The sequence below is a fragment of the Janthinobacterium sp. NFX145 genome (genome assembly GCF_049810325.1).
Lineage (GTDB): Bacteria > Pseudomonadota > Gammaproteobacteria > Burkholderiales > Burkholderiaceae_D > Janthinobacterium > Janthinobacterium rivuli.
Genome location: NZ_CP187360.1, coordinates 1,716,509 through 1,742,800, shown reverse-complemented (window position 1 = coordinate 1,742,800; position 26,292 = coordinate 1,716,509). Strand labels below are relative to the sequence as shown.

Annotated in this window: 23 protein-coding genes; 5 read left to right on the top strand and 18 right to left on the bottom strand. The window is 61.1% G+C overall.

The window, feature by feature from the left end; genetic code table 11:
• Nucleotides 1-7: 7 nt before the first annotated feature.
• The 16 genes from ACPJXG_RS07725 to ACPJXG_RS07650 all read right to left on the bottom strand — a co-directional run bounded on the left by ACPJXG_RS07725 (nucleotide 8) and on the right by ACPJXG_RS07650 (nucleotide 16,989).
• On the bottom strand, nucleotides 8-736 hold the full coding sequence (locus tag ACPJXG_RS07725; RefSeq protein ID WP_425253865.1) for a hypothetical protein: 729 nt from the start codon (nucleotides 734-736) through the stop codon (nucleotides 8-10).
• Nucleotides 737-752: 16 nt separating this feature from the next.
• Nucleotides 753-1,850, bottom strand: coding sequence for a cell division protein ZapE (zapE, locus tag ACPJXG_RS07720; protein WP_035820745.1), 1,098 nt, complete (start codon nucleotides 1,848-1,850; stop codon nucleotides 753-755).
• Between the two features lie 70 nt (nucleotides 1,851-1,920).
• Nucleotides 1,921-3,351, bottom strand: a complete 1,431-nt coding sequence (gene lpdA / locus ACPJXG_RS07715) for a dihydrolipoyl dehydrogenase (protein ID WP_035820749.1) — start codon at nucleotides 3,349-3,351, stop codon at nucleotides 1,921-1,923.
• A complete protein-coding gene (locus ACPJXG_RS07710) occupies nucleotides 3,341-3,712 on the bottom strand; it encodes a PspC domain-containing protein (RefSeq protein ID WP_035820750.1) in 372 nt (123 codons plus the stop codon). The genes lpdA and ACPJXG_RS07710 overlap by 11 nt, the downstream gene beginning before the upstream one ends.
• Nucleotides 3,713-3,806: 94 nt before the next feature.
• Nucleotides 3,807-5,063: a 2-oxoglutarate dehydrogenase complex dihydrolipoyllysine-residue succinyltransferase gene (odhB, locus tag ACPJXG_RS07705; RefSeq protein WP_099400300.1), complete on the bottom strand. Its 1,257-nt coding sequence runs from the start codon at nucleotides 5,061-5,063 to the stop codon at nucleotides 3,807-3,809.
• A gap of 116 nt (nucleotides 5,064-5,179) precedes the next feature.
• Complete coding sequence (locus ACPJXG_RS07700) at nucleotides 5,180-8,032, bottom strand: 2-oxoglutarate dehydrogenase E1 component (protein ID WP_034752063.1); 2,853 nt, start codon at nucleotides 8,030-8,032, stop codon at nucleotides 5,180-5,182.
• Nucleotides 8,033-8,289: 257 nt separating this feature from the next.
• On the bottom strand, nucleotides 8,290-9,264 hold the full coding sequence (locus ACPJXG_RS07695; RefSeq protein ID WP_425253864.1) for a LysR family transcriptional regulator: 975 nt from the start codon (nucleotides 9,262-9,264) through the stop codon (nucleotides 8,290-8,292).
• A gap of 201 nt (nucleotides 9,265-9,465) precedes the next feature.
• Nucleotides 9,466-10,008, bottom strand: a complete 543-nt coding sequence (locus tag ACPJXG_RS07690; RefSeq protein ID WP_425253863.1) for an NAD(P)H-dependent oxidoreductase — start codon at nucleotides 10,006-10,008, stop codon at nucleotides 9,466-9,468.
• A 223-nt stretch (nucleotides 10,009-10,231) separates the two neighbouring features.
• Nucleotides 10,232-10,573 (bottom strand): winged helix-turn-helix transcriptional regulator, encoded by a 342-nt coding sequence (locus ACPJXG_RS07685; protein WP_425253862.1) that lies wholly within the window; start codon nucleotides 10,571-10,573, stop codon nucleotides 10,232-10,234.
• A 99-nt stretch (nucleotides 10,574-10,672) separates the two neighbouring features.
• Nucleotides 10,673-11,974, bottom strand: coding sequence for a citrate synthase (gene gltA, locus ACPJXG_RS07680; RefSeq protein WP_035820759.1), 1,302 nt, complete (start codon nucleotides 11,972-11,974; stop codon nucleotides 10,673-10,675).
• Nucleotides 11,975-12,095: 121 nt separating this feature from the next.
• On the bottom strand, nucleotides 12,096-12,377 hold the full coding sequence (locus tag ACPJXG_RS07675) for a succinate dehydrogenase assembly factor 2 (protein WP_034752073.1): 282 nt from the start codon (nucleotides 12,375-12,377) through the stop codon (nucleotides 12,096-12,098).
• Nucleotides 12,378-12,494: 117 nt separating this feature from the next.
• Entirely contained in the window at nucleotides 12,495-13,205 is a 711-nt protein-coding gene (locus ACPJXG_RS07670) for a succinate dehydrogenase iron-sulfur subunit (protein WP_034752075.1), read from the bottom strand.
• A 9-nt stretch (nucleotides 13,206-13,214) separates the two neighbouring features.
• Nucleotides 13,215-14,996 (bottom strand): succinate dehydrogenase flavoprotein subunit, encoded by a 1,782-nt coding sequence (gene sdhA / locus ACPJXG_RS07665; RefSeq protein WP_035820761.1) that lies wholly within the window; start codon nucleotides 14,994-14,996, stop codon nucleotides 13,215-13,217.
• A 2-nt stretch (nucleotides 14,997-14,998) separates the two neighbouring features.
• Nucleotides 14,999-15,364, bottom strand: coding sequence for a succinate dehydrogenase, hydrophobic membrane anchor protein (gene sdhD / locus ACPJXG_RS07660; RefSeq protein WP_034752078.1), 366 nt, complete (start codon nucleotides 15,362-15,364; stop codon nucleotides 14,999-15,001).
• A gap of 2 nt (nucleotides 15,365-15,366) precedes the next feature.
• The gene (gene sdhC / locus ACPJXG_RS07655; RefSeq protein ID WP_034752080.1) at nucleotides 15,367-15,789 is read right to left on the bottom strand and encodes a succinate dehydrogenase, cytochrome b556 subunit; all 423 of its coding nucleotides are present in this window, start codon (nucleotides 15,787-15,789) and stop codon (nucleotides 15,367-15,369) included.
• A gap of 306 nt (nucleotides 15,790-16,095) precedes the next feature.
• A complete protein-coding gene (locus ACPJXG_RS07650; protein WP_219307248.1) occupies nucleotides 16,096-16,989 on the bottom strand; it encodes a GntR family transcriptional regulator in 894 nt (297 codons plus the stop codon).
• A 305-nt stretch (nucleotides 16,990-17,294) separates the two neighbouring features.
• Between ACPJXG_RS07650 and ACPJXG_RS07645 the strand changes: the two genes are divergently transcribed.
• The 5 genes from ACPJXG_RS07645 (at nucleotide 17,295) to ACPJXG_RS07625 (ending at nucleotide 24,251) form a co-directional block, all read left to right on the top strand.
• Complete coding sequence (locus ACPJXG_RS07645; protein ID WP_034789110.1) at nucleotides 17,295-18,284, top strand: malate dehydrogenase; 990 nt, start codon at nucleotides 17,295-17,297, stop codon at nucleotides 18,282-18,284.
• Between the two features lie 124 nt (nucleotides 18,285-18,408).
• On the top strand, nucleotides 18,409-19,407 hold the full coding sequence (locus ACPJXG_RS07640; RefSeq protein ID WP_425253861.1) for an HpcH/HpaI aldolase/citrate lyase family protein: 999 nt from the start codon (nucleotides 18,409-18,411) through the stop codon (nucleotides 19,405-19,407).
• A 13-nt stretch (nucleotides 19,408-19,420) separates the two neighbouring features.
• Nucleotides 19,421-19,975, top strand: coding sequence for a hypothetical protein (locus ACPJXG_RS07635; RefSeq protein ID WP_035820768.1), 555 nt, complete (start codon nucleotides 19,421-19,423; stop codon nucleotides 19,973-19,975).
• An 88-nt stretch (nucleotides 19,976-20,063) separates the two neighbouring features.
• Nucleotides 20,064-22,784: an aconitate hydratase AcnA gene (gene acnA / locus ACPJXG_RS07630; protein WP_035820771.1), complete on the top strand. Its 2,721-nt coding sequence runs from the start codon at nucleotides 20,064-20,066 to the stop codon at nucleotides 22,782-22,784.
• A 213-nt stretch (nucleotides 22,785-22,997) separates the two neighbouring features.
• Nucleotides 22,998-24,251, top strand: coding sequence for a DUF2863 family protein (locus ACPJXG_RS07625; protein WP_072452577.1), 1,254 nt, complete (start codon nucleotides 22,998-23,000; stop codon nucleotides 24,249-24,251).
• A gap of 165 nt (nucleotides 24,252-24,416) precedes the next feature.
• On the opposite strand, the gene ACPJXG_RS07620 is transcribed toward ACPJXG_RS07625, so the two are convergent.
• Nucleotides 24,417-24,881, bottom strand: coding sequence for a CYTH domain-containing protein (locus tag ACPJXG_RS07620; RefSeq protein WP_425253860.1), 465 nt, complete (start codon nucleotides 24,879-24,881; stop codon nucleotides 24,417-24,419).
• 12 nt (nucleotides 24,882-24,893) lie between these two features.
• Entirely contained in the window at nucleotides 24,894-26,015 is a 1,122-nt protein-coding gene (locus ACPJXG_RS07615) for a M14 family metallopeptidase (RefSeq protein WP_225242032.1), read from the bottom strand.
• Nucleotides 26,016-26,292 lie beyond the last annotated feature (277 nt).

Below are 26,292 nucleotides of genomic sequence, written 5' to 3'. Positions count from 1 at the left end.
GGAAGGCTTATTTGGCCGGCGGCACAGGCGCAGGCGCAGCAGCGGCCGGCGTGCTGGCAGCGGCGGCGGCCGCCTTGGCAGCCTTGGCCTGCGCCTCGGCCTGGCGCTCGGCCAGGCGTTGCGCCACCCGCTTCTGGCGCGCCACGGCGTCAGCCTGTTTTTTCGCATATTGCGCTTCACGGACCGCGCGGCGCGGCGCATCGGCAGCGTCGGCGGCAGCCTGTTTCGCCACCTTCGCCGCATGCTCGGCTTCGCGCTCGGCAACGCTCTTGCCTTGCGGCTTGGGCGGCGCCGGCTCGGGCGTGACCACTTTCACGGGCTTGGGCACGGCCGCGGCGCGCTGCTCGGCGTCGAGGCGCGCGCTTTCCTGCGTGCGGGCCAGGTCGATATCGCGCAAGCGCACGGATTCGGCGCGCTTGAAGTAATTCGCTTCCGCTTCGACAGCGCGCAGGCGCACGAGGATCAGGCGGCGCTTTTCCTTGGCCGTGTCCAGGCAGTTATTGACGAAAAACTTGTCGTAGCACTCCAGTTCGCGCACGGCAAATTCGTTTTCCGCCGCCGCGCGCTCGCTAGCGACCTGCTTCAGCTTGGCGTCCGCCTCGTCCACCGACAAGGTGGCGGGCACCTGCGGCGCGCCGACCTCATCCAATGCCGGAGCACCCTGGTGCGCGCAGGCGGACAACGCCAGGACCAGGCCCAGCGCCGCACCCAGCTTGTATAGTGTATTTGCCATCATGTTCCTTATCCCTGCCTCAAACGATCGCGTCGGCCGCGCCGCGCTGTTCTTTTTCCATGTATTCGCGCGATTGCATCTCGATGATACGCGAAACGGTGCGGTGAAACTCGTTGGCCAGCATGCCGTTCGTGTACAGCTCATCAGGCGCCACTTCGGCCGACATGATCAGCTTGACCTTCTGGTCGTAAAACACGTCGATCAGCCAGGTGAAGCGGCGCGCCTCGGACGACTGCGCCGCCGACATGGCCGGTATGCCGGACAATATCACCGTATGGAAGCGGCTGGCGATTTCCAGATAATCATTTTGCGAACGGGGACCGCCGCACAGGGTGGCGAAGTCGAACCAGATGATGCCGCCGGCGCGGCGCAGGCAATGGATTTCGCGGCTCTCGATGCGGATGCGCGCGTCTTCGTCGGCCGTTTCGGCGATGCGCGTGTAGGCGTCGCGCAGGGCCTTGTCGGTATCGGCGCCCAGCGGGGTATAGTAACTTTCCACCTGTTCCAGCGCGCGGCCGCGGTAATCGACGCCGGCGTCGACGTTCATCACGTCGAGCTTGTCCTTGAGCAGTGCGATGGTCGGCAGCATGCGGTCGCGGTGCAGGCCGTCCGGATACAGCAAGTCCGGATCGTAATTCGAGGTCATGATGAAGGACACGCCGTTGGCGAACAGGGCCGACAGCAGGTTGTACAGGATCATCGCGTCGGCGATGTCGGAGACGTGGAATTCATCGAAACAGATCAGGCGGTATTTCTTGGCGATGCGCTTGGCGACTTCGTCGAGCGGGTCGGCCACGCCTTTCAATTCATCGAGCTGCTGGTGCACGCCGCGCATGAATTCATGGAAGTGCAAGCGCGTCTTGCGCACCAGGGGCACGACCGAGTAAAAACTGTCCATCAGGAACGATTTGCCGCGCCCCACGCCACCCCACATGTACACGCCTTTCGGCACGGCGGGACGGTTCAGCAGGCGCTTGAAGGTGCTCGAGCGCTGGCCCTTGTAGGCCACCCACTCGTCATAGCACAGCTGCAGGCGGTCGACCGCGCGCCGCTGGGCGGCATCGGCCTTGAAATCACGCTTCTGCAACGCGTGCTGGTAAAACTCTTCTACGTTCATGGGATTCGCTTTAACGCACAAGGGCGCCGGCGGAAAAAATCCGCGAGCGCCCCTGCTGGACTAACTACAATTAAAAGTTCAACGTGCGCTTGTCAACCGCCAGTGCCGCTTCCTTGGTCGCTTCCGACAGGGATGGGTGAGCGTGGCAGATGCGCGCGATGTCTTCGGCCGAGGCCTTGAATTCCATCGCCACGACGGCTTCGGAAATCAGTTCGGAGGCCATCGGGCCGACGATGTGCACGCCGAGGATTTCATCGGTGGTCGCATCGGCCAGGAATTTCACCATGCCCGAGGTGTCGCCCAGCGCGCGCGCACGGCCGTTGGCCATGAACGGGAAGGTGCCGGCCTTGTAGGCGATGCCTTCGGCCTTCAGGGTTTGCTCGGTCTTGCCGACCCACGCGATTTCCGGCGAGGTGTAGATCACCCAAGGAATCGTGTTGAAGTTGGTGTGGCCATGCTGGCCGGCGATACGCTCGGCCACGGCAACGCCTTCTTCTTCCGCCTTGTGCGCCAGCATCGGGCCGCGCACGACGTCGCCCACCGCCCACACGTTCGGCAGATTGGTCTTGCAGTCGCCGTCGACGGCGATGAAGCCGCGTTCGTCCAGCTGCAGGCCGACTTTATCGGCGCCCAGGCCATTCGTGTTCGGCGTGCGGCCGATCGAGATGATCAGCTTGTCGAATACGGCTTTTTGCGCTTCGCCCTTGGCGTCCACGAATTCCACGGTGACGTCTTTCTTGCCTGGCGTGATCGCGCCGATCTTGCAACCGAGGTTGATCTTCAAGCCTTGCTTGGTGAACAGCTTCGACGCTTCCTTGGCGATCTGCTCGTCGACGGCGCCCAGGAAGACCGGCAGGCCTTCCAGCACGGTGACGTCGGAACCGAGGCGGCGCCAGACGCTGCCCATTTCCAGGCCGATCACGCCGGCGCCGATGACGCCCAGCTTGGCTGGTACGGCGTCGATGGCCAGTGCGCCCGTGTTCGACAGGATCAGTTTCTCGTCGAATGGTGCGCCTGGCAGTTCGCGTGCGTTCGAACCCGTGGCGATGACCACGTGCTTGGCGCTCAAGGTTTCGTTGGCTTCGCCCGTCACGCTGATCTCATACGCGCCAGCGGCGGCGGCAGCGAAAGCGGCGCGGCCGTGGAAGAAGGCGATCTTGTTCTTCTTGAACAGGTACAGGATGCCGTCGTTGTTTTGCTTGACGACGGTGTCTTTGCGCTTGAGCATCTGGCCCAGGTTCAGCTTCAGGCCGGCGACGTCGATACCGTGCTCGGCGAAGCTGTGGCCCGCGTGTTCGAAATGCTCGGACGATTGCAGCAGCGCTTTCGACGGGATGCAGCCGACGTTGGTGCAGGTACCGCCAGGCGCGGCGCCGCCCTTGGCGTTCGACCACTCGTCGACGCAAGCGACGGAAAAGCCCAGCTGCGCTGCGCGGATGGCGGCGATGTAGCCGCCAGGGCCCGCACCGATGACAACTACGTCAAATTGTTTAGTACTCATGTTTTGTTATTCCAATCTCTTCGTCTGGTACGAAAATCCACAATAGAAGGTAAATCACCACGCCGAAGCCGAAGGTCAATGTAAACAGGACGAAGACGAGGCGCCAGATCCACGCTTCCATGCCGGAAGCGCGTCCTAGGCCGCCGCAGACGCCGCCAAGCCAGCGGTCGTTGCGCGATCGGCGCAGGCGGTTGAATTCCTGCACCAGGTCGTTCGACGGGCCGGAGTCGGAGGGACTCTCAGATTTGTCCAGGTTGATATTGCTCAGGAGCTTGGCTTTCGCTTGCGCGAATTCCGCGTCGCTCAGGGCGCCCGCCAGGTGCAACTCGTGCAGACGCTTGATTTCTTCAGAGACGTTCATGGGAATCCTCTTTCATTGAGATCAGCCAGCTGCGTCTTCTGGCAAGGGGTATCAGCTACATTGCCCCGGCGGCGACGCCGGGGGACTACGGTGCTTACAGGTCCAGCAGCAGGCGTGCAGGATCTTCCAGCGCTTCTTTCATCGCCACCAGGCCCAGGACGGCTTCGCGGCCGTCGATGATGCGGTGGTCGTAGGACATGGCCAGGTAGTTCATCGGACGCACCACGATCTGGCCGTTTTCGACAACAGCGCGGTCCTTGGTCGCATGCACGCCCAGGATGGCCGATTGCGGCGGGTTGATGATCGGGGTCGACAGCATGGAGCCGAAGGTGCCGCCGTTCGAGATCGAGAACGTGCCGCCCGTCAGGTCGTCCAGGGTCAGCTTGCCTTCCTTGGCTTTCGCGCCGAATTCACCGATTTTTTTCTCGATGTCGGCGATCGACAGCTGGTCCGCGTTGCGGATGATAGGCACGACCAGGCCGCGTGGCGAACCGACAGCGATACCGATGTCGAAGTAGCCGTGGTAAACGATGTCGTTGCCGTCAACGGAGGCATTGATGATCGGGTACTTTTTCAGGGCGGCGACGGCGGCCTTGACGAAGAAGGACATGAAGCCCAGCTTGACGCCGTGCTCTTTCTCGAACTTGTCCTTGTACTTGTTGCGCAGGTCGATGACCGGCTGCATGTTCACTTCATTGAACGTGGTCAGGATGGCGTTCGTCGATTGCGATTGCAGCAGGCGCTCGGCGATACGTGCGCGCAGGCGGCTCATCGGCACGCGCTCTTCAGGGCGGTCGCCCAGGCTGGCGGCCGACGGCGTGGCAACTTGTTGCAGCGCTGGCTTGGCAGCGGCTGGCGCCAGTGGCGCGACAGCTGGCTTGGCGGAAGCGGCCAGGGCGTCGCCCTTGGTCACGCGGCCGTCTTTGCCCGAACCGGCGACGTCGCCAGCGGACAGGCCTTTTTCGGACAGGATCTTGGCAGCGGCAGGCATGGCGACATCACCTTTGGTCGCGGCGGCTGGCGCCGAAGCGGTCGATGCGTCTTGCGCAGCGGCAGCCAGGGCTGGTGCAGGCACGGCCGACACTTCCATCGGGCTGACCTTGGCCGAGCCGTCGGTGTCGATGATGGCGATGACTTCGCCGGCAACGACGGTGGCGCCGTCAGCCTTGATGATTTGCACGATCACGCCAGCGGCAGGCGCCGGCAGTTCCAGCACGACTTTGTCGGTTTCGATATCGATCATGTTTTCGTCGCGCGCAACTGCTTCGCCGACTTTCTTGTGCCATGCCAGCAAGGTCGCTTCTGCAACCGATTCCGACAACTGGGGAACTTTGACTTCGATTTGTGCCATGTAAAACTCCGTTTATTTTGTTATTGCGGCGCCGCCCCTGCGTAGCAAGGGCGGCGCTCCGTCATGATGTATGCAAGCAGGCGCCATGCAATCGCATGGCGCCCTTATCCTGCCACTTACTTGGTCAGGATAAAACCCTTCAGCTTCGAGAATGCCGTTTCCAGCAGATCTTTTTGCTGGGCGTAGTGCTTGTCATAGTAACCGACAGCAGGCGACGCCGAAGCGGGACGGCCGGCGTAAGCCAGACGCTGACCCGATTCCAGGCCTTCGAAGATGTTGTGCTGGATCTGGAACCAGGCGCCCTGGTTTTGCGGCTCGTCCTGCGCCCAGACGACTTCGACCAGGTTCGGGAACTTCTTCAGTTCAGCAGCGAACGACTTGTGCGGGAACGGATACAGCTGTTCCAGGCGCACGATGGCCGTGTCGGTCTGGCCACGGGTCTTGCGTGCGTTGACCAGGTCGTAGTAGACCTTGCCCGAGCAGGCGACCACGCGCTTGACTTTCTTGGCGTCGATTTTGTCGTCGACTTCGCCGATGACGGTCTGGAAACCACCCTTGGCCAGGTCGGTCAGCGGCGAACCGGCATCCTTGTTGCGCAACAGCGACTTCGGCGTCAGGATGACCAGCGGCTTGCGGAACTGGCGCACCATCTGGCGGCGCAGCAAATGGAAGATCTGCGAAGCCGTCGTCGGCTGCACCACTTGCATGTTGTTGTCTGCGCACAGCTGCAGGAAACGCTCCGGACGCGCGGACGAGTGCTCAGGACCCTGGCCTTCGTAACCGTGCGGCAGCATCATGACCAGGCCCGAAGCGCGGCCCCACTTCACTTCGCCGGAGCTGATGAACTGGTCGATCACCACTTGCGCGCCGTTGGCGAAGTCGCCGAACTGGGCTTCCCAGATCGTCAGCGTGTTCGGTTCAGCGGTCGAGTAGCCGTATTCGAAGGCCAGTACGGCTTCTTCGGACAGCACCGAGTCGATGACGGTGAACGGCGCCTGGTTGTCCGACACGTTTTGCAGCGGAATGTAGGTACCTGCATCCCAACGCTCGCGGTTTTGATCGTGCAAGACGGCGTGGCGGTGCACGAAGGTGCCGCGGCCGGCGTCCTGGCCCGTCAGGCGGATGGCGTAGCCGGACGATACCAGCGATGCGTAGGCCAGGTGTTCGCCCATGCCCCAGTCCAGGTTCATTTCGCCACGGCCCATGGTGCCACGGTCGCCCAGAACTTTTTCAACCAGCGAGTGGACCTTGAAGTCTTCCGGCACGGTGGTGATGCGGGTGGCCAGGCGTTTCAGTTCCGTCATCGGCACGGCGGTGTCGGCCGAATCGGTCCATTTCTTGTTCAGGAACGGCAGCCAGTCGACGGCGTACTTGTTCTTGAAGTTCGAGATGACCGGATCAACGGTGTGCTTGCCGGCGTCCATGGCGTCGCGGAAGGCGGCCACCATCTTGTCGCCGCCATCGGCAGGGATCACGCCTTGCGCCACCAGCTTGTCCGCGTACAGCTTGCGGGTGCCTGGATGCTGGCCGATCTTCTTGTACATCAGTGGCTGCGTCAGCGCCGGCGTATCTTGCTCGTTGTGGCCAAGCTTGCGGTAGCAGATGATGTCGAGGACGATGTCCTTCTTGAATTCCATGCGGTAGTCGAGCGCGATCTGCGTCGCCAGCACCACGGCTTCAGGATCATCGGCGTTGATGTGCAGGACCGGTGCTTCGATCATCTTGACGACGTCCGAGCAGTACAGGGTCGAGCGGGCATCGCGCGGATCCGAGGTGGTGAAACCGATCTGGTTGTTGATCACGATATGCACCGTGCCGCCGGTATGGTAGCCACGGGTTTGCGCCAGATTCAGCGTTTCCATGACCACGCCCTGGCCGGCGAAAGCGGCATCGCCGTGCACCAGGATAGGCAGCACTTGCGCGCCCTGCGCGTCGCCGCGGCGATCCATGCGGGCCTTGACGGAACCTTCGACCACAGGGTTGACGATTTCCAGGTGCGACGGGTTGAACGCCAGCGACAGGTGGACCGGGCCGCCTGCAGTGGAGATGTCCGACGAGAAGCCTTGATGGTATTTCACGTCGCCGGCAGGCAGGTCGTCGCCATGCTTGCCTTCGAATTCTTCGAACAGTTCCTGCGGCGCTTTGCCCAGGGTGTTCACCAGCACGTTCAGGCGGCCGCGGTGGGCCATGCCGATGACGATTTCCTGCACGCCTTTTTCGCCGGCGCGCTGGATGGTTTCATCCATCGAGGCGATGAAGGTTTCGCCGCCTTCCAGGGAGAAGCGCTTCTGGCCCACGTAGCGTGTGTGCAGATAGCGTTCCAGGCCTTCAGCCGCGGTCAGGCGGTCGAGGATGTGGATTTTTTTCTCTGGGGTGAAATTCGGGGTGGAACGGATCGATTCCAGTTTCTCTTGCAGCCAGCGCTTTTCGGCCGGGTCGGAGATGTACATGAATTCGGCGCCGATCGAACGCGTGTAGGTATCGCGCAGATAGTTGAGCAGATCGCGCAGGGTGGCGGTCTCGGGGCCAAAATAGGTATTGCTGATGTTGAACACGGTGTCCATGTCCGCGTCGGTGAAACCGTAGAAGCTCGGCTCCAGTTCCGGGATCATCGGACGTTCCTGGCGTTGCAGCGGATCCAGGTTGGCCCAGTGCGAACCGAGGTAGCGGTAAGCGGCGATCAGCTGCGTGGCGGCGACGCGCTTGCGGCCCATTTCAGCATCGAAGGAAGCGGTCACTGTGCGGATCGGACCAGCTTTCGCGCGCTCGGCGAACGAGGCGACGACGGAGGCATGCGCCACGTCAGGCTTGTTGGTGCCATCGACGGCAGGCACGTGCTGCATTGCGTCGAAGTAGGAACGCCAGTTATCGGGTACCGAGCCTGGGTTGTTCAGATACGCCTCGTACAGGTCTTCCACGTACGGAGCATTCCCACCGAACAGGTAGGAGTTGGTCGTTAATTGCTGCATATATTGCTCACCTTTCTTCGCGCTTCGCGAGGAATTAGCGGGTTAATCTAACCTTCCGCGACACGGCCTGACCGGTTAGCGGATTGCACATCAAGTTGTGGGGAAGGGCTTTTATATTGCACCAGCATTCTGCATACCGTCATTTAGAATAGCACGCGGTATTGTAACGCAACAACGACTAGTTGAATTTTATTTGGCAAGCAAATGTAAGCTGTGTTGTTGATTTTCCCGGGCTTGCAAGCCTGTCACTGTTATGCTTACAACACATCGGCGACCCTGCCGGCGTGCCGCTTGCGCGCAACTGGTCTGCCCGGCAACGGCGCAGCCGCGATGGCCGCCAGCCAATCGGCATCGCCGGCAAACCACTCCACCAGGAAGTCGAGCATGGTGCGCAACAGGGGCGACATGTGCTGGCGCGACGTATAGACGCCATAGATGCCCATGTCCTGCGGCTGGTACGCGGGCAACAGTTCCACCAGCTGCCCGCTGGCGATCAGCGGCGCGGCCGAAAAGCGCGGCTGCATGGCGATGCCCGCCCCCGCCACCGTGGCCACCAGCAACACCAGCGATTCATTCGCCGACAGGCGGCCGCTGACGGGGACAGTGAGCGCTTCCCCGTCATGGGTAAATTGCCACAGGCTCTTGCCGAAATACGTGTACGTCAGGCAGTTGTGCACGGCCAGGTCTTGCGCCCGGCGCGGCGTGCCGTGCGCCGCCAGATACGATGGTGCGGCGCACACCACCGAGGCGCAGCTGGCCAGCTGGCGCGCGATCAGATTGGGCTCGAGCGCGTTCGTGATGCGTATCGCCAGGTCGATGCGCTGCTCCACCAGGTTGACGACGCGGTTCTCCATCTGCAGGTCGACGGCGGCGCGCGGGTAGCGCCGCAGGTAAGCGGTTACTGCGCCGGCCAGCGCCGTCTGCGCCAAGGATTGCGAGCAGGTGATGCGCAGCAAACCGTGCGGCGTGTCTAGGCCCTCGGGCGAGGTGACGGCCATGGCGCCGGCCACTTCCAGCATCTGCCGGCAGCGCGCCAGGGTGGCGTCGCCCGCATCCGTCAGGCTCAGCCGGCGCGTGGTGCGATGCAACAGGCGTGCCCCCGCCCACTCTTCCATCTCGGCCAGGTAGCGCGTCACCATGGCGCGCGACATGTCGAGCGCCTCGCTGGCGGCCACCATGCTGCCGCGCTCGGCGATGGCGACGAATACTTGTGCGGCGGTGATGCGGTCCATGCGCTACTCCCTTGATTCGTCCGATCCATGCAACTAAGTATTGCAATCTACCCTATTTGTCGCGCCTGGTCGAAAGAATAATATGTTTGCACGCGCCGCCCGCCCCTCGCGTACCCGGGAAACCTTGCCGATGCAGCGCAGTTAGCGCACACCATCGCCACGACCGGCCAGCGGCATTGAACTGAAGCTGGACCAGCGCCCTTACAAGGCGGCCAGGAAGCACTCATACGCTTGCGCGCTGCGCGCCAGCCGCTCGGCATAGCCCGTTTCCTTCGGCCCGTCTTCCGCGCCATAGAAGGCAAAGAAGCGGCGGTTGTCGGCGCCGATGTACGCCAGGGTCACATCGAACGGCGCCAGCAGCTGCGCCAGAGTGACGTGCCACTTGCCTGCCGGCGTGAAATCGTCCTCGCGGATGCCGGCCGTGACGGCCAGCGCCACTTTTCTCCCCTTGAAGGCATCGCCGCCCGTACCGTAGGCCCAGCCATACGCCAGCACCTGATCGAGCCATTGCTTGAGCATGGGCGGGCAGTTGAACCAGTACACGGGAAATTGCAGGACCACGTTGGCGTGCGCCTCCACCAGCGCCTGCTCGCGCGCCACGTCGATATTTCCATCAGGGTAAGCCTGGTGCACGTCGTGGATGGTGTAGCGGTCGGGATACTGCGCCAGCTCCTGCAGCCAGCGCTTGTTGGCGACCGACGTGCCGATGGAGGGATGGAAGACGATAACGAGGGTTTTCAACATGCTGTTTTCCTGAAAATGAATGGACGCACCAGCCCGCATGCACAGAAAAGCAGGCAAGCCGGTACCCTGCCCCGTGGCGCGTGGCACATGACCGTGCGCCCGCAGAGGCAAAAACAGCATAACCATCACGAGTACTTTTCACAAGTACGCACATCGACTAGTCATACAGGAAGAAAAGTAAGTTACTTGGCGATGCAAAGCCCCTCGGGCATGCGCATCCTGGTCAGGCTGGCTGGTGCCGTTCGCCCCACGCGCACAAGGTATGCAGCACGGGGATCAGCGAGGCGCCCCTGCTGGAGAGCGAGTATTCCACCTTGGGCGGCACTTGCGGATATTCCTTGCGCACGATCAGCGCATCGGCTTCCAGCTCCTTCAGCACGACGCTGAGGGTCTTGAAGGCGATGCCGCCGAGATGGCGCTTGAGTTCGTTATGCCGCAGCACGGTGTTTTCCGCCAGCGCATACAGGATCAGCATCTTGTATTTGCCGCCGATCAGCGACAAGGTATAGCCAAATGCCGTATCGGCCAGGGCCACGCCGCTGGGGGCGCAGGTGTCTTCATTCATCGCGTTGTGCTTCCTGTTGTACCAGGGCCCGAGCATAACAGCCTGGCATAAAAAAACGGGCCGAAGCCCGTTTTTTTGTTTGCTCGATACCGCTCTGGATTAACGCTTGTCCAGTGGCAGTACTTCACGCGTGGTCGAACCGACGAACAGCTGGCGCGGACGGCCGATTTTTTGCTCTGGGTCGGCGATCATTTCGTTCCACTGGGCGATCCAGCCGATCGTACGGGCCATAGCGAAGATACCGGTGAACAGCGACACAGGGATGCCCAGCGCCGATTGCACGATGCCCGAGTAGAAGTCGACGTTCGGGTACAGTTTGCGCGACACGAAGTACTCGTCGTTCAGTGCAATCTTTTCCAGTTCCATCGCCAGCTTGAACAGCGGGTCGTCTTGCAGACCCAGTTCTTGCAGCACTTCGTAGCAGGTTTCACGCATCAGCTTGGCGCGTGGATCGAAGTTCTTGTACACGCGGTGGCCAAAGCCCATCAGCTTGACGCCGGAGTTCTTGTCCTTGACTTGCTCGATGAAGGCAGGGATGTTCTCGACGGTGCCGATTTCCTTCAGCATGTTGAGTGCCGCTTCGTTGGCGCCGCCGTGGGCAGGGCCCCACAGGCAGGCGATACCGGCAGCGATACAGGCGAACGGATTGGCGCCCGACGAACCGGCCAGACGGACGGTCGATGTCGATGCGTTTTGCTCGTGGTCCGCGTGCAGGATCAGGATGCGGTCCAGGGCGCGCACCAGCACGTCGTTGACCTTGTACTCTTCGCACGGATTGGCGAACATCATGTGCATGAAGTTGGCGCTGTACGACAGGTCGTTGCGTGGGTACACGAACGGCTGGCCGACCGAGTACTTGTAGGTCATGGCGACCAGGGTTGGCATCTTGGCGATCAGGCGGATGGCCGACACTTCGCGGTGACGCGGATCGTTGATGTCCAGCGAATCATGGTAGAACGATGCCAGCGCGCCGACGGTGCCCACCAGGACCGACATCGGATGCGCGTCGCGGCGGAAGCCACGGAAGAAGAATTGCATCTGTTCGTGCACCATCGTGTGCTTGGTGACGGTGTCGACGAACTTGGCTTTTTGCGCCGCGTTCGGCAGTTCGCCGTTCAGCAGCAGGTAGCACGATTCCATGAAGTCGGCGTTGACGGCCAACTGTTCGATCGGGTAACCACGGTACAGCAGCTCGCCCTTGTCGCCGTCGATGTAGGTGATCGACGAGTTGCAGGCGGCCGTCGACATAAAGCCTGGGTCGTAGGTGAACTTGCCGCTACCGGCGTACAGTTTGCGGATGTCGATGACGTCCGGACCAACCGTGCCTTTGTAGATTGGAAATTCAAGCGATGGGCTGCCATCGGAGAACGACAGGGTAGCTTTTGTGTCAGAGATATTCATGGGCTCTTCCTTCTCGGGAGTGAGTCGAAATTAAAATCAAAAATTCTGGCTGCAATTCGCACCGCATTCGGCAGTGCTACAGCGCGCCACTCGCACCGTTTGCAATATATCGCCCAGGCGTCTAGGCAATGCGCAGTCGTTGCAGCAGTGCGCGCACATGCGGCAGATCGACTTCGCCTTCCGGCTCTTTACGGGCCAGTACCAGATCCATTAACGCATTGTCCGATAAATCCAGCAAACGCGTCAGCGCGTCAACTTCTTCATCGGTCAATTCGGTTTCATACGCATCGAGAAAACGGGTCAGGATAATGTCGTTTTCCAGCAGGCCACGGCGTGAACGCCAGCGCAGGCGGGCGCGGTTGGCCGGGTCGGCCTGATGCGAGGACAAAATTGATTCTGTCATTTGGTTTACCACTTTACGTGTGCCTTGCGGCACGGTGCTGCTTTGCAGGCGCCGCCTGCAGGCAAGAGAGGATACCCTCTTCCCGCAAACGGCGCCCGGCGGATGCGATCAGGGGGATCAGATCGCGCGGCGGACCATCAATTCCTTGATCTTGCCGATCGCCTTGTTCGGGTTCAACCCTTTCGGGCAGACGTCGACGCAGTTCATGATCGAATGGCAACGGAACAGGCGGTACGGGTCTTCCAGGTTGTCCAGACGCGCACCGGTGGCTTCGTCGCGCGAATCGGCGATGAAGCGGTAGGCTTGCAGCAGGCCAGCCGGGCCGACGAATTTGTCCGGATTCCACCAGAACGACGGGCACGACGTGGAGCAGCATGCGCACAGGATGCACTCGTACAGGCCATCGAGTTCTTCACGCTGTTCCGGCGATTGCAGGCGCTCTTTTTCAGGCGGGATCGAATCGTTGATCAGGAAAGGCTTGATCGAATCGTATTGCTTGAAAAATTGCGTCATGTCGACGATCAGATCGCGGATGACTGGCAAACCTGGCAACGGACGCAGCACGATAGGCTCCGACAGTTCGTTCAGGTTGGTGGTGCATGCCAGGCCGTTCTTGCCGTTGATGTTCATCGCGTCCGAACCGCACACGCCTTCGCGGCACGAGCGGCGCAGGGCCAGCGAGTCATCGACATCCGCCTTGATGCGCTGCAGTGCATCGAGCAGCATCTTGTCGGTGTCTTTCAGTTCGACCGTCAGGTCTTGCATGTACGGCTTGGCATCCTGGTCAGGATCGTAGCGGTAGATTTTGAATTTAAGAGTGCGTGCCATGGTATAGCCTTAGAAAGTACGTGGTTTCGGTTTGAAGGTATCAACCGTCAGCGGCTTGGTCACGACTGGCTTGTATTCCAGTCGGTTGCCTTCCGAATACCACAGAGTGTGCTTCATCCAGTTGTCGTCGTCACGTTGCGGATGGTCGTCCTGGGCGTGGGCGCCGCGCGATTCCTTGCGGGCGGCTGCCGAAACGATGGTCGCTTTCGCCGTTTCGATCAGGTTGTCCAGTTCCAGCGCTTCCACGCGGGCCGTGTTGAAGACCATCGATTTATCCTTGAAGGAGACGTGCTTGCGACGCTCGTCAAGCTTCATGATTTCTTCGACGCCCTTGTTCAGCATCTCGTCGGTACGGAACACGCCGCAGTACTTCTGCATCGTTGCGCGGATGTCGTTCGCCACGCCCTGCACGGTTTCCGTGCCGGTCGAGTTTTCCAGGCGCGCCAGGCGGCCCATGGCAAATTCGGCGGCATCGGCTGGCAAAGGCTTGTTTTCCTTGGCTTTCAGGCCGCTGTTGACGATGTGGTTACCGGCCGCGCGGCCGAAGACCACCAGGTCGAGCAGCGAGTTCGTGCCCAGGCGGTTGGCGCCGTGCACGGACACGCAGGCGCATTCGCCGATCGCGTACAGACCGTTGACAACCTTGGCCGAATTGTCCGGACCGGTCGGGGTGACGACCTGGCCGTGGATGTTCGTCGGGATGCCGCCCATCTGGTAGTGAATCGTCGGCACGACAGGAATCGGTTCCTTGGTGGCGTCGACGTTGGCGAACTTGTGGCCGATTTCCAGGATCGACGGCAGGCGCTTGGCGATGGTGTCGGCGCCGATATGGCGCAGGTCCAGCATCACGTGATCCTTGTTAGGACCGCAGCCGCGGCCTTCCTTGATTTCCTGGTCCATCGAACGCGAGACGAAGTCGCGCGGCGCCAGATCCTTCAGGGTCGGCGCATAGCGCTCCATGAAGCGTTCGCCTTCGCTATTGATCAGGATGCCGCCTTCGCCGCGCACGCCTTCGGTGATCAATACGCCCGCGCCGGCCACGCCGGTCGGGTGGAACTGCCAGAATTCCATGTCTTGCAGCGGCAGGCCGGCGCGTGCCGCCATGCCCATGCCGTCGCCCGTGTTGATGAAGGCATTCGTCGATGCGGCGAAGATGCGGCCTGCGCCGCCCGTTGCCATGACCGTCGTTTTTGCTTCCAGGATCATGCATTCGCCGGTTTCCATTTCCAGCGCGACCACACCGATCACGTCGCCTTCGGCGTCACGGATCAGGTCAAGCGCCATCCATTCGACGAAGAAATGCGTGCGGGCGCGAACGTTGCGCTGGTACAGGGTGTGCAACAGAGCGTGACCGGTACGGTCGGCTGCCGCGCAAGCGCGCTGCACGGGCTTTTCGCCGAAGTGGGCCGTGTGGCCGCCGAATGGACGCTGATAGATGGTGCCGTCAGGGTTGCGGTCGAATGGCATGCCGAAGTGTTCCAGTTCGTACACGACCTTCGGTGCTTCGCGGCACATGAATTCGATGGCATCCTGGTCGCCCAAATAGTCGCCGCCCTTGACGGTGTCGAACATGTGCCAGAACCAGTTGTCTTCGGCCATGTTGCCGAGCGACGCGCCGATACCGCCCTGCGCCGCCACGGTGTGCGAGCGGGTCGGGAAAACTTTCGACAAAACAGCGACGTTCAGACCGGCTTCAGCCAGTTGCAACGACGCGCGCATGCCGGAACCGCCGGCGCCAACGATGACCGCATCAAAGCGGCGGGTAGGGATTGCAGATTTATATGCTGCCACGATTACACACTCCAGAGTATCTGTACCGTCCAGCCGGCACAAGCGATCAACCACAGCATGGTGGCAATTTGCAGGGTCAGACGGAGGCCAGCGCTTTTCACGTAGTCCATCCAGATGTCGCGTACGCCGACCCATGCGTGGTAGAACAGGGCGACGAAGGTCACCAGGCTGAACAATTTAAACCACTGCTGTGCGAACAGACCAGCCCAGCCTTCATAGCTGAAGTTGCTGCCGGTCAGGAAAGAAATAAGCAGGATGGCCACATAGGCCACCATGACGATGGCGGTAACGCGTTGCGCCAGCCAATCGCGCAAGCCGTAATGGGCACCGACGACGAGGCGTTTCGGTCCGATATTATTGTCTGCCATGTTTAAAATACTCCAAACAGTTTCAAAGCGACCAGAGCCGTCAACACCAGGCTCACGACCAGCACGGACGAGGCGGTCTTGCGTGCCGAATCTTTTTCGATGGCAACGTGCACGTCCATGAACAGGTGACGGATACCGGCGCAGAAGTGGTGCAGGAAGGCCCAGACCAGACCCAGGGTGATCAGCTTGACGAACCAGTGCGAGGCGATGCCCTGGAAGTAGGCGTAGGACATTTCGGAACGCAGGCTCAGTTCCAGCATGTACAGTATGCATGGCAGCAAGGCGAAAATGATGAAACCGCTGATGCGATGCAGGATCGAGACGATGGCGCCGACAGCCATGCGGTAGTTCGACAATTCGGTAACATGAATGTTACGGAATTGCGGCCGTTCTTTTTTTGGTACTTCTCTTACGGCTTCAGACATAACAAAAACCTCCCCTTTGAATTTCAACTAAATATTGAAGCCGCGATTTTCGCCGATTTTCGCAACCCATACCAATATCTATTGTTACATATAACCAAAATGGTTTTTTACTACAAAATACCGCGCTACTTTCCGTAGTTCACGTAATTTAATTACAGAATCGCCGGCAAAACACGGCCCGCCGGGGCGGGCCATGCTGTCGCTGCGCTTTCCGCTGTCTCCGTTGCCCGCCTTGCGGCAGGCATCTTGCAAGCGATGCACTTCAGCCTTGCTGCTTGTCCGGACGCCCGCAGGCACCCCGCCGCTTCAGCTGAGTTCATTCTGATAATGATGGCGACTGGTCAGGTACAAGCCCCGGCGCAGTTCAACCGGCTTGTCGCCGTAGGTAAACGACACGCGCTCGGAACTGAGCAAGGGCGTGCCGAGGTCGATATTTAACAATTGGGCGGCGCCCGCGTCGGCGCACACGGCGCGGATCTGCTCGGACGCGCGTATCATGCGCGTGCCAAATTCCGTTTCGAACAGGCCGTACATGGGGCCCTTGTACTCCACCAGGCGCTCGGCCGTCAGGCCCTTGAAGATCAGGCCGGGCAGCCACAGTTCCTCGACGATGGTCGGCACGCCGTCAAAATACTGCACGCGCTTGATGAAGATGACGGCGTCGCCGGACTTCAGGTCCATCAGGCGCGCCACGTCGGCTGGCGCGCGCACGCGCTTGACTTCGATAAACTTGCTTTCAGGATAATGCGGCACGCCTTCGTCCGGCACCAGGCGCAGGAAGCGGAAATGCGCGCGCGCCTCATGGTGGGTGGAAACGAAAGTGCCCTTGCCCTGGCGGCGCATGACGAGATTCTCGGCGGCCAGTTCATCGATGGCCTTGCGCACCGTGCCCTGGCTGACCTTGAAGCGTCCTGCCAGTTCGACTTCGCTGGGAATCAGCTCGCCCGGTTTCCATTCGCCCGATTGCAGGCTCTGCGTGATGAGCGCCTTGATCTGCTGGTACAGGGGACTGAAGGTGGGCGAGGCAGTTGCGGCAGGCGCGGCCACGGCGGTGGAGGCAGTGGTATTGAGGCTGGCGACTGGGGTGGCGGCGGTGCTGGCCGCTGCGGCAACGGGCGTGGCCGGGGTGCCCGCGGTCGGACTGACCGCCCCGCTTGCAGCAGTGGCATTGTTGGTCAGATTGGACGAGGCGGAATTCATAGTCCGACATTTCAACACAAATCACTGCCCGCGTCCAGTAAAAGACTCGTAGTTATCTGTCTTATATAAGACATAAGATATGATTGACAGATACAGATCGGGGGCCTAAACTGCCCTCGATAAAACTTGTGAGCCAGCGTTTTATGTTGTCGGCCAGCCACTCTGGCCTCGTGCAGCACAAGCGTGACGGCAGCGTACACCAGCATTTCGGTGGCGCGGGCCGGTTTTGGTATCATTATAGTTTTTCCGGATAAGCGTAAGCCCAGCTTCAAGCCCGTTTTCTTTCCCATTTTTGGAGATTCATCATGGCTAAAACCCCAATGCGTGTTGCAGTGACCGGCGCCGCCGGCCAGATCGGCTACGCCCTGTTGTTCCGCATCGCCAATGGCGACATGCTCGGCAAAGACCAGCCTGTCATCTTGCAACTGCTTGAAATCCCGGACGAAAAAGCCCAGAAGGCGCTCAAGGGCGTGATGATGGAAATCGACGACTGCGCCTTCCCGCTGCTGACGGAAATGACCGCCCACTCCGATCCGCTGACCGCCTTCAAGGATGTCGACGTGGCCGTACTGGTTGGCGCGCGTCCACGCGGCCCAGGCATGGAACGCAAGGACCTGCTGGAAGCGAACGCCCAGATCTTCACGGTGCAAGGCAAGGCGCTCGACGCCGTCGCTTCGCGCAATGTCAAAGTCCTGGTGGTCGGCAACCCTGCCAACACCAACGCCTACATCGCCATGAAATCGGCGCCATCGCTGCCAGCGAAAAACTTCACCGCCATGCTGCGCCTGGACCACAACCGCGCGCTGTCGCAAGTCGCTGCCAAGACCGGCACCGCCGTCAAGGATATCGAGAAGCTGACCGTGTGGGGCAACCACTCGCCAACGATGTACGCCGACTACCGCTTCGCCACCGTCAACGGCAAGGCTGTGAAAGACCTGATCAACGATCAGGAATGGAACGCCAACACTTTCCTGCCAACCGTCGGCAAGCGCGGCGCGGCCATCATCGAAGCGCGCGGCCTGTCGTCGGCAGCGTCGGCAGCGAACGCCGCCATCGACCACATCCATGACTGGATGCTGGGCACGGCTGGCAAGTGGACCACCATGGGCGTTCCTTCGGATGGCTCGTATGGCATTCCTGAAGGCACCGTGTTCGGCTTCCCGGTCACCACCGACAACGGTGAGTACACCATCGTTCAAGGTCTGGAAATCGATGCATTCTCGCAAGAGCGCATCAACCTGACCCTGAAAGAACTGACCGAAGAGCGCGAAGGCGTGAAACACCTGCTGGCCTAAGTCCAGTTTTGGCGGCGCGGCAATGCGCCGCCCGCCAAAGAAGGCCGCCCCGCGCATGTCGCGGTGCGGCCTGCGCGGCCCGACTGTTTATCAAGTAATTTTTACCTGCAGAAATGCCTTAAGCATGCACCCTTCCGAGGTTTTATTCCAAGGCAAACGCCAGCCGCTGTTGCTCGCCGCTTGCGACCACTACGCCGGCTCCGAAAAGCTGATGCGTAAATCGATTGCTTTGCAACAAGAGCTTGGCCCCCTGTTCGACATCACGTTCGACTGCGAAGACGGCGCCAGCGCCGGCAATGAAGAAGCCCACGCCCTGATGATCGCCGGTCTGCTGGCCAGCGACGAGAACCAGTTCAACCGCATCGGCGTGCGCGTGCACGACGTCGACAGCCCGTTTTTCGCGCGCGATGTGGAAATCATCTGCACCGCCGCGTCCCGCCTGGCCTACATCGCCGTGCCCAAGGTGGGCGGCGCGCAGGATGCCATGCTGGCCATCGACCTGATCAACCTGCACGCGCGCCGCGCCGGCCGCGACAACCTGCCCGTGCACATCCTGATCGAGACGCATGGCGCGCTGCGCGACGCCTATGCGATCGCCGCCCTGCCCCAGGTCGAATGCCTGTCCTTCGGCATCATGGATTTCGTTTCGGCCCACTACGGCGCCATTCCCGCCGCCGCCATGCGCACGCCGGGCCAGTTCACGCACCCGCTGGTGGTGCGCGCCAAGCTGGAAGTGGCGGCCGCCTGCCACGCGCACGGCAAGGTGCCGTCGCATAACGTGACGACGGACGTGCGCGATTCGGCCGTGGTGGCGAATGACGCCCAGCGCGCGACAGCCGAGTTCGGCTACACGCGCATGTGGAGCATCCACCCGGACCAGATCAAGCCCATTATCAAGGCCTTCACGCCGCGCCTGTCCGAAGTCAACGAGGCCAGCAACATCCTCAATGAAGCGCTGCGCGCCAACTGGGGACCGATTGCGCAAAATGGCCGCTTGCACGACCGCGCCAGCTACCGATATTATTGGACCGTTTTGCAACGCGCCAAACTGGCGGGCCTCGGCCTGCCCGAGGCGGCCGCTGCATTACTCAACACCCCCTCTTCCAGCACCACTGAAAACTGACAGGAATTACACGATGTCCCTCTCCAAATTAGCCATTGCCTGCAGCGTCGCGCTGGGCGCCATGACCCTCACGCTGGCGCCAGCCAGCTTCGCCGCCACGGCAGAGGCAAATCCCAAGGCCGTCAAGGCAGCCAAGGCCAAGCCGAAAGCCAAGACCACCAAGGCCAAGGCAGCCGCCAAGGAAGCCCATCCGCTCGCCATGTCAGTCGCCGACAAGGAAGAATCCGACGAACCGGACACCGCAGGCTCGGCCTCCACCGATTTCAATTGTGAACTTGGTAATAAAATTACCATCTACACCAATGCCACTGACGACAAACACATCGCCCTGCGCTGGAAGAAGCGCCTGCACCGCCTGAGCCGCGTTGGCACCACCACCGGCGCCAACCGCTTCGAGAACCGTCTGTACGGTCTCGTCTGGATCGGCATCCCGGCCAAAGGCATGCTGCTCGATTCCAAGCAGGGCCGCCAGCTGGCCAATGAATGCAAGGATGCGGAGCAAGCCAAGCCGGCGGCAGTGGTGGAAGCCGCGCCATCGCTGGGCGTGCTGCCGGCGACCGGCGGCTGATGTGAGCAGCAAGGGCCTCTTCGGGGGCTCAGTCATGTTTTGTAATTTGAATAATCAATAAATAGACGATACCCAACAAGGAGAGGTCATGTCCCGCAACACTCTGAACACGCTCAAGGACTTTAATATTTCGGATAGCAAGAAGGGCAAGCTGTACTCCCTGCCTGCGCTGGAAAAAAGCCTGGGCATCAATGTCTCCCGCCTGCCAGTGTCGATTCGTATCGTGCTCGAATCGGTATTGCGCAACTGCGACGGCAAAAAAGTCACCGAAGAACACGTCAAGCAATTGGCGAGCTGGGGCCCGACCGCCGAGCGCACCGACGAGATCCCGTTCGTAGTGGCGCGCGTCGTGCTGCAGGACTTCACCGGCGTACCATTGCTGGCCGACCTGGCAGCGATGCGCAACGTGGCCGCCAAGATGGGCATCAACGCCAAGAAGATCGAACCTTTGGTACCGGTCGACCTGGTGGTCGACCACTCGGTGACCATCGATCACTACCGCGAAAAGAAAGCGCTGGACCTGAACATGAAACTGGAATTCTCGCGTAACAACGAGCGTTACCAGTTCATGAAATGGGGCATGCAGGCATTCGACACCTTCGGCGTCGTGCCACCAGGCTTCGGCATCGTCCACCAGGTCAACCTGGAATACCTGGCGCGCGGCGTGCACCACGCAGGCAAAAAAGCCGGCGACGTATACTACCCTGACACCCTGGTCGGCACCGACTCGCACACCACCATGATCAACGGCATCGGCGTGGTCGGCTGGGGCGTGGGCGGGATCGAGGCGGAAGCCGGCATGCTGGGCCAACCGGTCTACTTCCTGACGCCAGACGTGATCGGCGTGAACCTGTCGGGCGCATTGCGCGAAGGCTGCACCGCCACCGACCTGGTACTGACCATCACCGAATTGCTGCGCAAAGAAAAAGTCGTCGGCAAGTTCGTCGAATTCTTCGGCGAAGGCACCGAATCCTTGACCCTGACCGACCGCGCGACGATCGCCAACATGGCACCGGAATACGGCGCGACCATGGGCTTCTTCCCGGTCGACGAAGCGACCATCGATTACTTCAAGGGCACCGGCCGCAGCAAGGCTGAAATCGCCGCGTTCGAAGGCTACTTCAAGGCGCAGAACCTGTTCGGCGTGCCAAAAGCCGGCGACATCGACTACACCCGCGTGGTGGAACTGGACCTGGCATCGGTTGCTCCGTCGCTGGCCGGCCCGAAACGCCCGCAAGACCGTATCGAAATCGGCAACGTCAAGGCGAACTTCGCCGAACTGTTCGCCAAGCCAACGTCGGAAAACGGCTTCAACAAGAACCCGGCCGATCTGAACGCCGTGTACGAGACCACCAACAACGTGAAAGTGTCGAACGGCGACGTGCTGATCGCCGCGATCACCTCGTGCACCAACACCTCGAACCCGAGCGTGATGCTGGCTGCCGGCCTGCTGGCCAAGAAAGCCGTCGAAGCCGGCCTGAAAGTCGCGCCGCACATCAAGACCTCGCTGGCCCCTGGTTCGCGCGTCGTGACCGAGTACCTGACCGCTGCCGGCCTGCTGCCTTACCTGGAAAAACTGGGCTTCGGCGTGACCGCCTACGGCTGCACCACCTGTATCGGCAATGCGGGCGACCTGACGCCCGAGCTGAACGCAGCCATTGCCACGCACGACATCGTCGCGTCGGCCGTACTGTCGGGCAACCGTAACTTCGAAGCGCGTATTCACCCGAACATCCGCTCGAACTTCCTCGCTTCGCCACCGCTGGTCGTCGCTTACGCCATCGCCGGCAACATGACGCGCGACCTGATGACGGAACCTGTCGGCAAGGGCAAGGGCGGCAAGGACATCTACTTGGGCGACATCTGGCCAACCTCGGCTGAAGTGTCGGCCATGATGAAGTTCGCCATGAACGCCAAGGTGTTCAAGGACAACTACGCCGACGTCAAGGGCGCGCCAGGCAAGCTGTGGGAAAAAGTCACGACCGTGTCCGGTCAAGTCTACAACTGGCCAAAATCGACCTACATCGCGGAACCACCGTTCTTCGACAACTTCTCGATGACGCCAGCGGCAGTGGCCACCGGCATCGAAGGCGCGCGCGCACTGGGCGTGTTCGGCGATTCCATCACCACCGACCACATCTCGCCAGCCGGCTCGATCCAGGAAAACGGCCCTGCAGGCAAATGGCTGAAGGAAAACGGCGTCCTGAAAGCGGACTTCAACTCCTACGGCTCGCGTCGCGGCAACCATGAAATCATGATGCGCGGCACGTTCGCCAACGTGCGTATCAAAAACCGCATGATCCCTGCCAAGGCAGACGGTTCGGCGGTCGAAGGCGGCATCACGATCCACCAGCCTTCCGGCGAAGAAATGTCGATCTACGACGCAGCGATGAAATATGTTGCTGAAGGCACGCCAACCATGGTCTTCGGCGGCGAAGAGTACGGTACGGGCTCGTCGCGCGACTGGGCGGCAAAAGGTACGCAACTGCTGGGCGTGAAAGCCGTGATCACCCGTTCGTTCGAGCGTATTCACCGCTCGAATCTGGTGGGCATGGGCGTGTTGCCGCTGCAATTCATCGGCGACGACAGCGTGCAAACCCTGGGCATCACCGGCAAGGAAACCTTCGACCTGAAAGGCCTCGAAGGCGAAATCAAGCCACAGCAACTGGCTACCCTGGTGATCCACCGCGCCGACGGCAGCAGCCAGGAAGTCAAAGTCCTGCTGCGCATCGATACGCCGATCGAAGTCGATTACTACAAGCATGGCGGTATCCTGCCATTCGTGCTGCGTCAATTGCTGGCCGAGTAATCAGCCCAGCTGTGAGGCAAGATCAAAGCGCCGGTTCCGACCGGCGCTTTTTTTCGTCCCTGCATCCCGTTCCGACTTGAAATTTCGACTATTGGCATGATCTAAGGACAGCTTACGTATTGCGTGCGGCTGAATCCTCTACAATACGGTTATAAGGGTTTATCATTGTTTGACTGATCCATTTTTTTCACTTTCCGAGACTCTTATCCCGCTATGCGTCGTCCTTCCAAAGATTCATCCCATAAACTGACTGCCGACAGCCAGCGCCTGGTCACCTTTGCCCAGGCGATCGTACAGGCAGCCAGCCGTCTCGAAGAGCGGTCCTGGGAACACAGCCTGGATACGCAGCTCCAGAAATTACTCAAAACCGGCCACCAGGACACCATCGACAACACCCTGGGCAGCCTGTTCAAGGATGACTTGAACGCTTATGACGTGCTGATGGACTGCGTTGAAGCCGTCAGCGAATCGGCCGTCGTCACGCATGAAGACGTGCGCTACGATGCCCTGCTCGTCGCCGTGCCCATCCTCGCGTGGACGCGCTTTTCCATCGCCTCCGGCCCCATGGCCGGCGACGCGCACGGCGTGCTGTCGGCGCATTTCGCCGCCCACCTGCTGGCCGATGGCACGAAGATGGCCATGGCGCCAACGCTGTACTCGATCGACCAGCTGCCGCGCAGCCACGTCGAGACCTATGCCAAGACGCAGAAGCTGGCACTGGCCGCGCTGAAAGGCACGGCCGTCAAGCCTTCAGGCAAAGAGGCGGAAACGGCGCCCTTCCTGGCCGACACGCGCTACCTGCTGGTGGCCGTGGTGGCCCCTGCGGGCGCACCGCTGTTCCGCTGGCAGACGCCTTCGAGCCAGCTCGACTTCATCGCCGAACGCAGCGCCGCTCTGGAACAATGGCGCACGCAGGCGACGCCGACGTTCGCCCGCCTGCTGCCCGGCTGCGGCCTGGAATTGCTGCTGCCGGAAGCGTATTACGTGGCCTGCCGCGAAGCGGACAAGCTGATACGCCCCGTCTCCGTGCGCGCCGCCGTGCACTACCTGACGCATACGCTGGCCATCGAGCCGTCGGAGCTGCGCGCCGTCATCGCCGGCTTCGGCGAGGAGGCGGCCGATGGCCAGGTGGACGAGTACCGCATCGCCTTCACCCTGCGCCAGGCGCCGGACGTCATCTACGGCATCGTCTGGCCTTTGTACGGCCAGGAAGACGAGGATGGCACGCCGATCGAAGGCCTGATCCAGGTCGGCATCGCCGCGCTGGACAAGCAAAAGACGCCCGTCGATGAAATCATCGAGCACCTGAACGCGGCCGGCGTGACGCAGATCAAGCGCCACGCGGAACGCTTTGTCGGCGAATACTGCGACGATTGCGGCGCGCCTTTGTTTGCCGACCCGGTCGGCGAGCTGGCGCATGCGGAGATGCCGGAAGATACGCCGCAAGGTACGGAACACTTCCATTAATGCAGGCTTGTCGGATTACGCGCTGCGCGCTAATCCGACCTACGCTGCTGTCATAAGCCGTAGGTCGGATTAGCCGGCACGGCGTAATCCGACAACAGCGTTGGCGCATAAAAAAGGCGGAACCTCGGTTCCGCCTTTTTCATTGCAACGTCATTTACAACACCATCACCACTGTGAAAACGGATGGCGGATCAGATTCGCGTTGTAATAGCGGACATCGCCCGACACTTCCGCGCCGATCCACTCCGGTTTCTCGAAGGCCTGGTCTTCCGAGGCCAGTTCGATCTCGGCCACCAGCAGGCCCGCATTGGCGCCCAGGAACTCGTCGACTTCCCACACCATGCCCGCGTGTTCGATGCGGTGACGGTACTTTTCGATCAGCGGCTGTTCGCACAGGCCGTCGAGCAGTTCGGCCGCGTCGGCCAGCGGAATCGGATACTCCCACTCGCCGCGCGTTGCACCCACGTTCGCGCCCTTGATGGTCAGCATCGCCTGTTCGCCCTCGATGCGCACGCGCACCACGCGCTCGCGCGCGGACGACAGATAGCCCTGGCGCAGCAGGACCGGCTGGCCCAGGCCGCGCCAGGCGTCGCCGGCCAGCAAAAATTTACGCTCGATCTCGATACCCATGAACAACGCCGTTCAATCCAGCGACAGCAGGATAGGCTGCAGCATGGCCGCGCCCAGGGCCGCGCTGCGCGCGCCGTTCCAGCCGACGGCTGGATCCGGCAAGTCGGCGTTTTCCTTGAACGGCATTTCCAGGGTCAGCGCCAGGCAGCCGAAGTGGTGGCCGATGTATTTCGACGCCAGGGTCAGCATGTCCGACTTGTACTTGCTGGCCGCATAGCCGAACTTGTCCTGGAAGTCGGGGCTGGCCTGCTTGTAGCGCTCGATGAAGGCCTTCTGGTGCGCCGCTTGCGCCGGCGTGAAGTTTTCCAGCATTTCGTTGCCGGCCACAAAGTTGTACGGCAGCGCTTCATCGCCGTGGATGTCGAAGAACATGTCGACGCCCGTTTCGTGGATCTTGTTTTTCACGCACAGCACTTCCGGACTGGACTCCAGCGAAGGCGTCATCCATTCGCGGTTCAGGTTGGCGCCGGCCGCATTCGTGCGCAGGTTGCCGCGGATGGAGCCGTCCGGATTCATGTTCGGCACGATGTGGAACACGGCGCGTTGCAAGAGCTTGCGCGCGATCGGGTTGGCATCGTCGAGCAGCGAGTCGATCAAGCCTTCGACGAACCATTCGGCCATCGATTCGCCCGGATGCTGACGCGCGATGACCCAGATTTTCTTTTCCGCCTGCGGATTGCCGATGGTAACCATGTTCATGTCGCGGCCGTCGACCGTGCTGCCCAGGTCGGACACGCGCGCCAGCGGATGCTCAGCCACTTCACCCAGCAGGCGCAGATGGCGTTCCCACGAATACGGCTCGAAGTAGGCGTAGTACACGCTGTCGAGTTCCGGCGTGTGCGAGATCGTCATGACCTGGCCGTCGAACGCCGTCGGCACGCGGAACCAGTTTTCGCTGTCGTAGCTGGCCACGGCCTGGTAGTCTTCATAGCCGGCCGGATAGGTGGCCTGGCCCGCGTTCAGGAAGCGCAGCGTGCATGCCTGGCCCCGCGCGCCCTGCAGGCGGAAGTGGAACCACTGGTGGATGTCGGCGTGGCTATCCTTGCGCAAGTTCAGGTCGATGGCGCCGGCACTGTTGGCGCTCACCACGTCGATGGCGCCCGAGTCGAAGTTCTGGCTGATTTTAATGGTCATGTAATGATCCCGTCCGAATGTAAGTGTTCCAGCGTTGCCTCGTGGGCTCCGCCGTCGCGCTAAAAAACGCAGTGTAAGCTATCCCGCTATTTTCCGCCCTTTGGGCTCGTTCGCAAAGCCTGGCCCGGCGATTTCTGCACCATTCCGGGGCATCGATGGAAAAGCGCCGGGCAAAAGCGCGAAAAATCGGTCGACTGTCGCATCTACCGGACAAAAAACTGAATTGTAACAATGCCAGAAACATTGGCGGCCCCTCGTCCCCCTATAATTCCTGCTT

What these genes read in the sequence shown, in the direction of transcription:
- ACPJXG_RS07725 (WP_425253865.1), bottom strand. Translation starts at nt 736, where the DNA reads ATGATGGCAAATACACTATACAAGCTGGGTGCGGCGCTGGGCCTGGTC.
- zapE (WP_035820745.1), bottom strand. Translation starts at nt 1,850, where the DNA reads ATGAACGTAGAAGAGTTTTACCAGCACGCGTTGCAGAAGCGTGATTTC.
- lpdA (WP_035820749.1), bottom strand. Translation starts at nt 3,351, where the DNA reads ATGAGTACTAAACAATTTGACGTAGTTGTCATCGGTGCGGGCCCTGGC.
- ACPJXG_RS07710 (WP_035820750.1), bottom strand. Translation starts at nt 3,712, where the DNA reads ATGAACGTCTCTGAAGAAATCAAGCGTCTGCACGAGTTGCACCTGGCG.
- odhB (WP_099400300.1), bottom strand. Translation starts at nt 5,063, where the DNA reads ATGGCACAAATCGAAGTCAAAGTTCCCCAGTTGTCGGAATCGGTTGCA.
- ACPJXG_RS07700 (WP_034752063.1), bottom strand. Translation starts at nt 8,032, where the DNA reads ATGCAGCAATTAACGACCAACTCCTACCTGTTCGGTGGGAATGCTCCG.
- ACPJXG_RS07695 (WP_425253864.1), bottom strand. Translation starts at nt 9,264, where the DNA reads ATGGACCGCATCACCGCCGCACAAGTATTCGTCGCCATCGCCGAGCGC.
- ACPJXG_RS07690 (WP_425253863.1), bottom strand. Translation starts at nt 10,008, where the DNA reads ATGTTGAAAACCCTCGTTATCGTCTTCCATCCCTCCATCGGCACGTCG.
- ACPJXG_RS07685 (WP_425253862.1), bottom strand. Translation starts at nt 10,573, where the DNA reads ATGAATGAAGACACCTGCGCCCCCAGCGGCGTGGCCCTGGCCGATACG.
- gltA (WP_035820759.1), bottom strand. Translation starts at nt 11,974, where the DNA reads ATGAATATCTCTGACACAAAAGCTACCCTGTCGTTCTCCGATGGCAGC.
- ACPJXG_RS07675 (WP_034752073.1), bottom strand. Translation starts at nt 12,377, where the DNA reads ATGACAGAATCAATTTTGTCCTCGCATCAGGCCGACCCGGCCAACCGC.
- ACPJXG_RS07670 (WP_034752075.1), bottom strand. Translation starts at nt 13,205, where the DNA reads ATGGCACGCACTCTTAAATTCAAAATCTACCGCTACGATCCTGACCAG.
- sdhD (WP_034752078.1), bottom strand. Translation starts at nt 15,364, where the DNA reads ATGGCAGACAATAATATCGGACCGAAACGCCTCGTCGTCGGTGCCCAT.
- sdhC (WP_034752080.1), bottom strand. Translation starts at nt 15,789, where the DNA reads ATGTCTGAAGCCGTAAGAGAAGTACCAAAAAAAGAACGGCCGCAATTC.
- ACPJXG_RS07650 (WP_219307248.1), bottom strand. Translation starts at nt 16,989, where the DNA reads ATGAATTCCGCCTCGTCCAATCTGACCAACAATGCCACTGCTGCAAGC.
- ACPJXG_RS07645 (WP_034789110.1), top strand. Translation starts at nt 17,295, where the DNA reads ATGGCTAAAACCCCAATGCGTGTTGCAGTGACCGGCGCCGCCGGCCAG.
- ACPJXG_RS07640 (WP_425253861.1), top strand. Translation starts at nt 18,409, where the DNA reads ATGCACCCTTCCGAGGTTTTATTCCAAGGCAAACGCCAGCCGCTGTTG.
- ACPJXG_RS07635 (WP_035820768.1), top strand. Translation starts at nt 19,421, where the DNA reads ATGTCCCTCTCCAAATTAGCCATTGCCTGCAGCGTCGCGCTGGGCGCC.
- acnA (WP_035820771.1), top strand. Translation starts at nt 20,064, where the DNA reads ATGTCCCGCAACACTCTGAACACGCTCAAGGACTTTAATATTTCGGAT.
- ACPJXG_RS07625 (WP_072452577.1), top strand. Translation starts at nt 22,998, where the DNA reads ATGCGTCGTCCTTCCAAAGATTCATCCCATAAACTGACTGCCGACAGC.
- ACPJXG_RS07620 (WP_425253860.1), bottom strand. Translation starts at nt 24,881, where the DNA reads ATGGGTATCGAGATCGAGCGTAAATTTTTGCTGGCCGGCGACGCCTGG.
- ACPJXG_RS07615 (WP_225242032.1), bottom strand. Translation starts at nt 26,015, where the DNA reads ATGACCATTAAAATCAGCCAGAACTTCGACTCGGGCGCCATCGACGTG.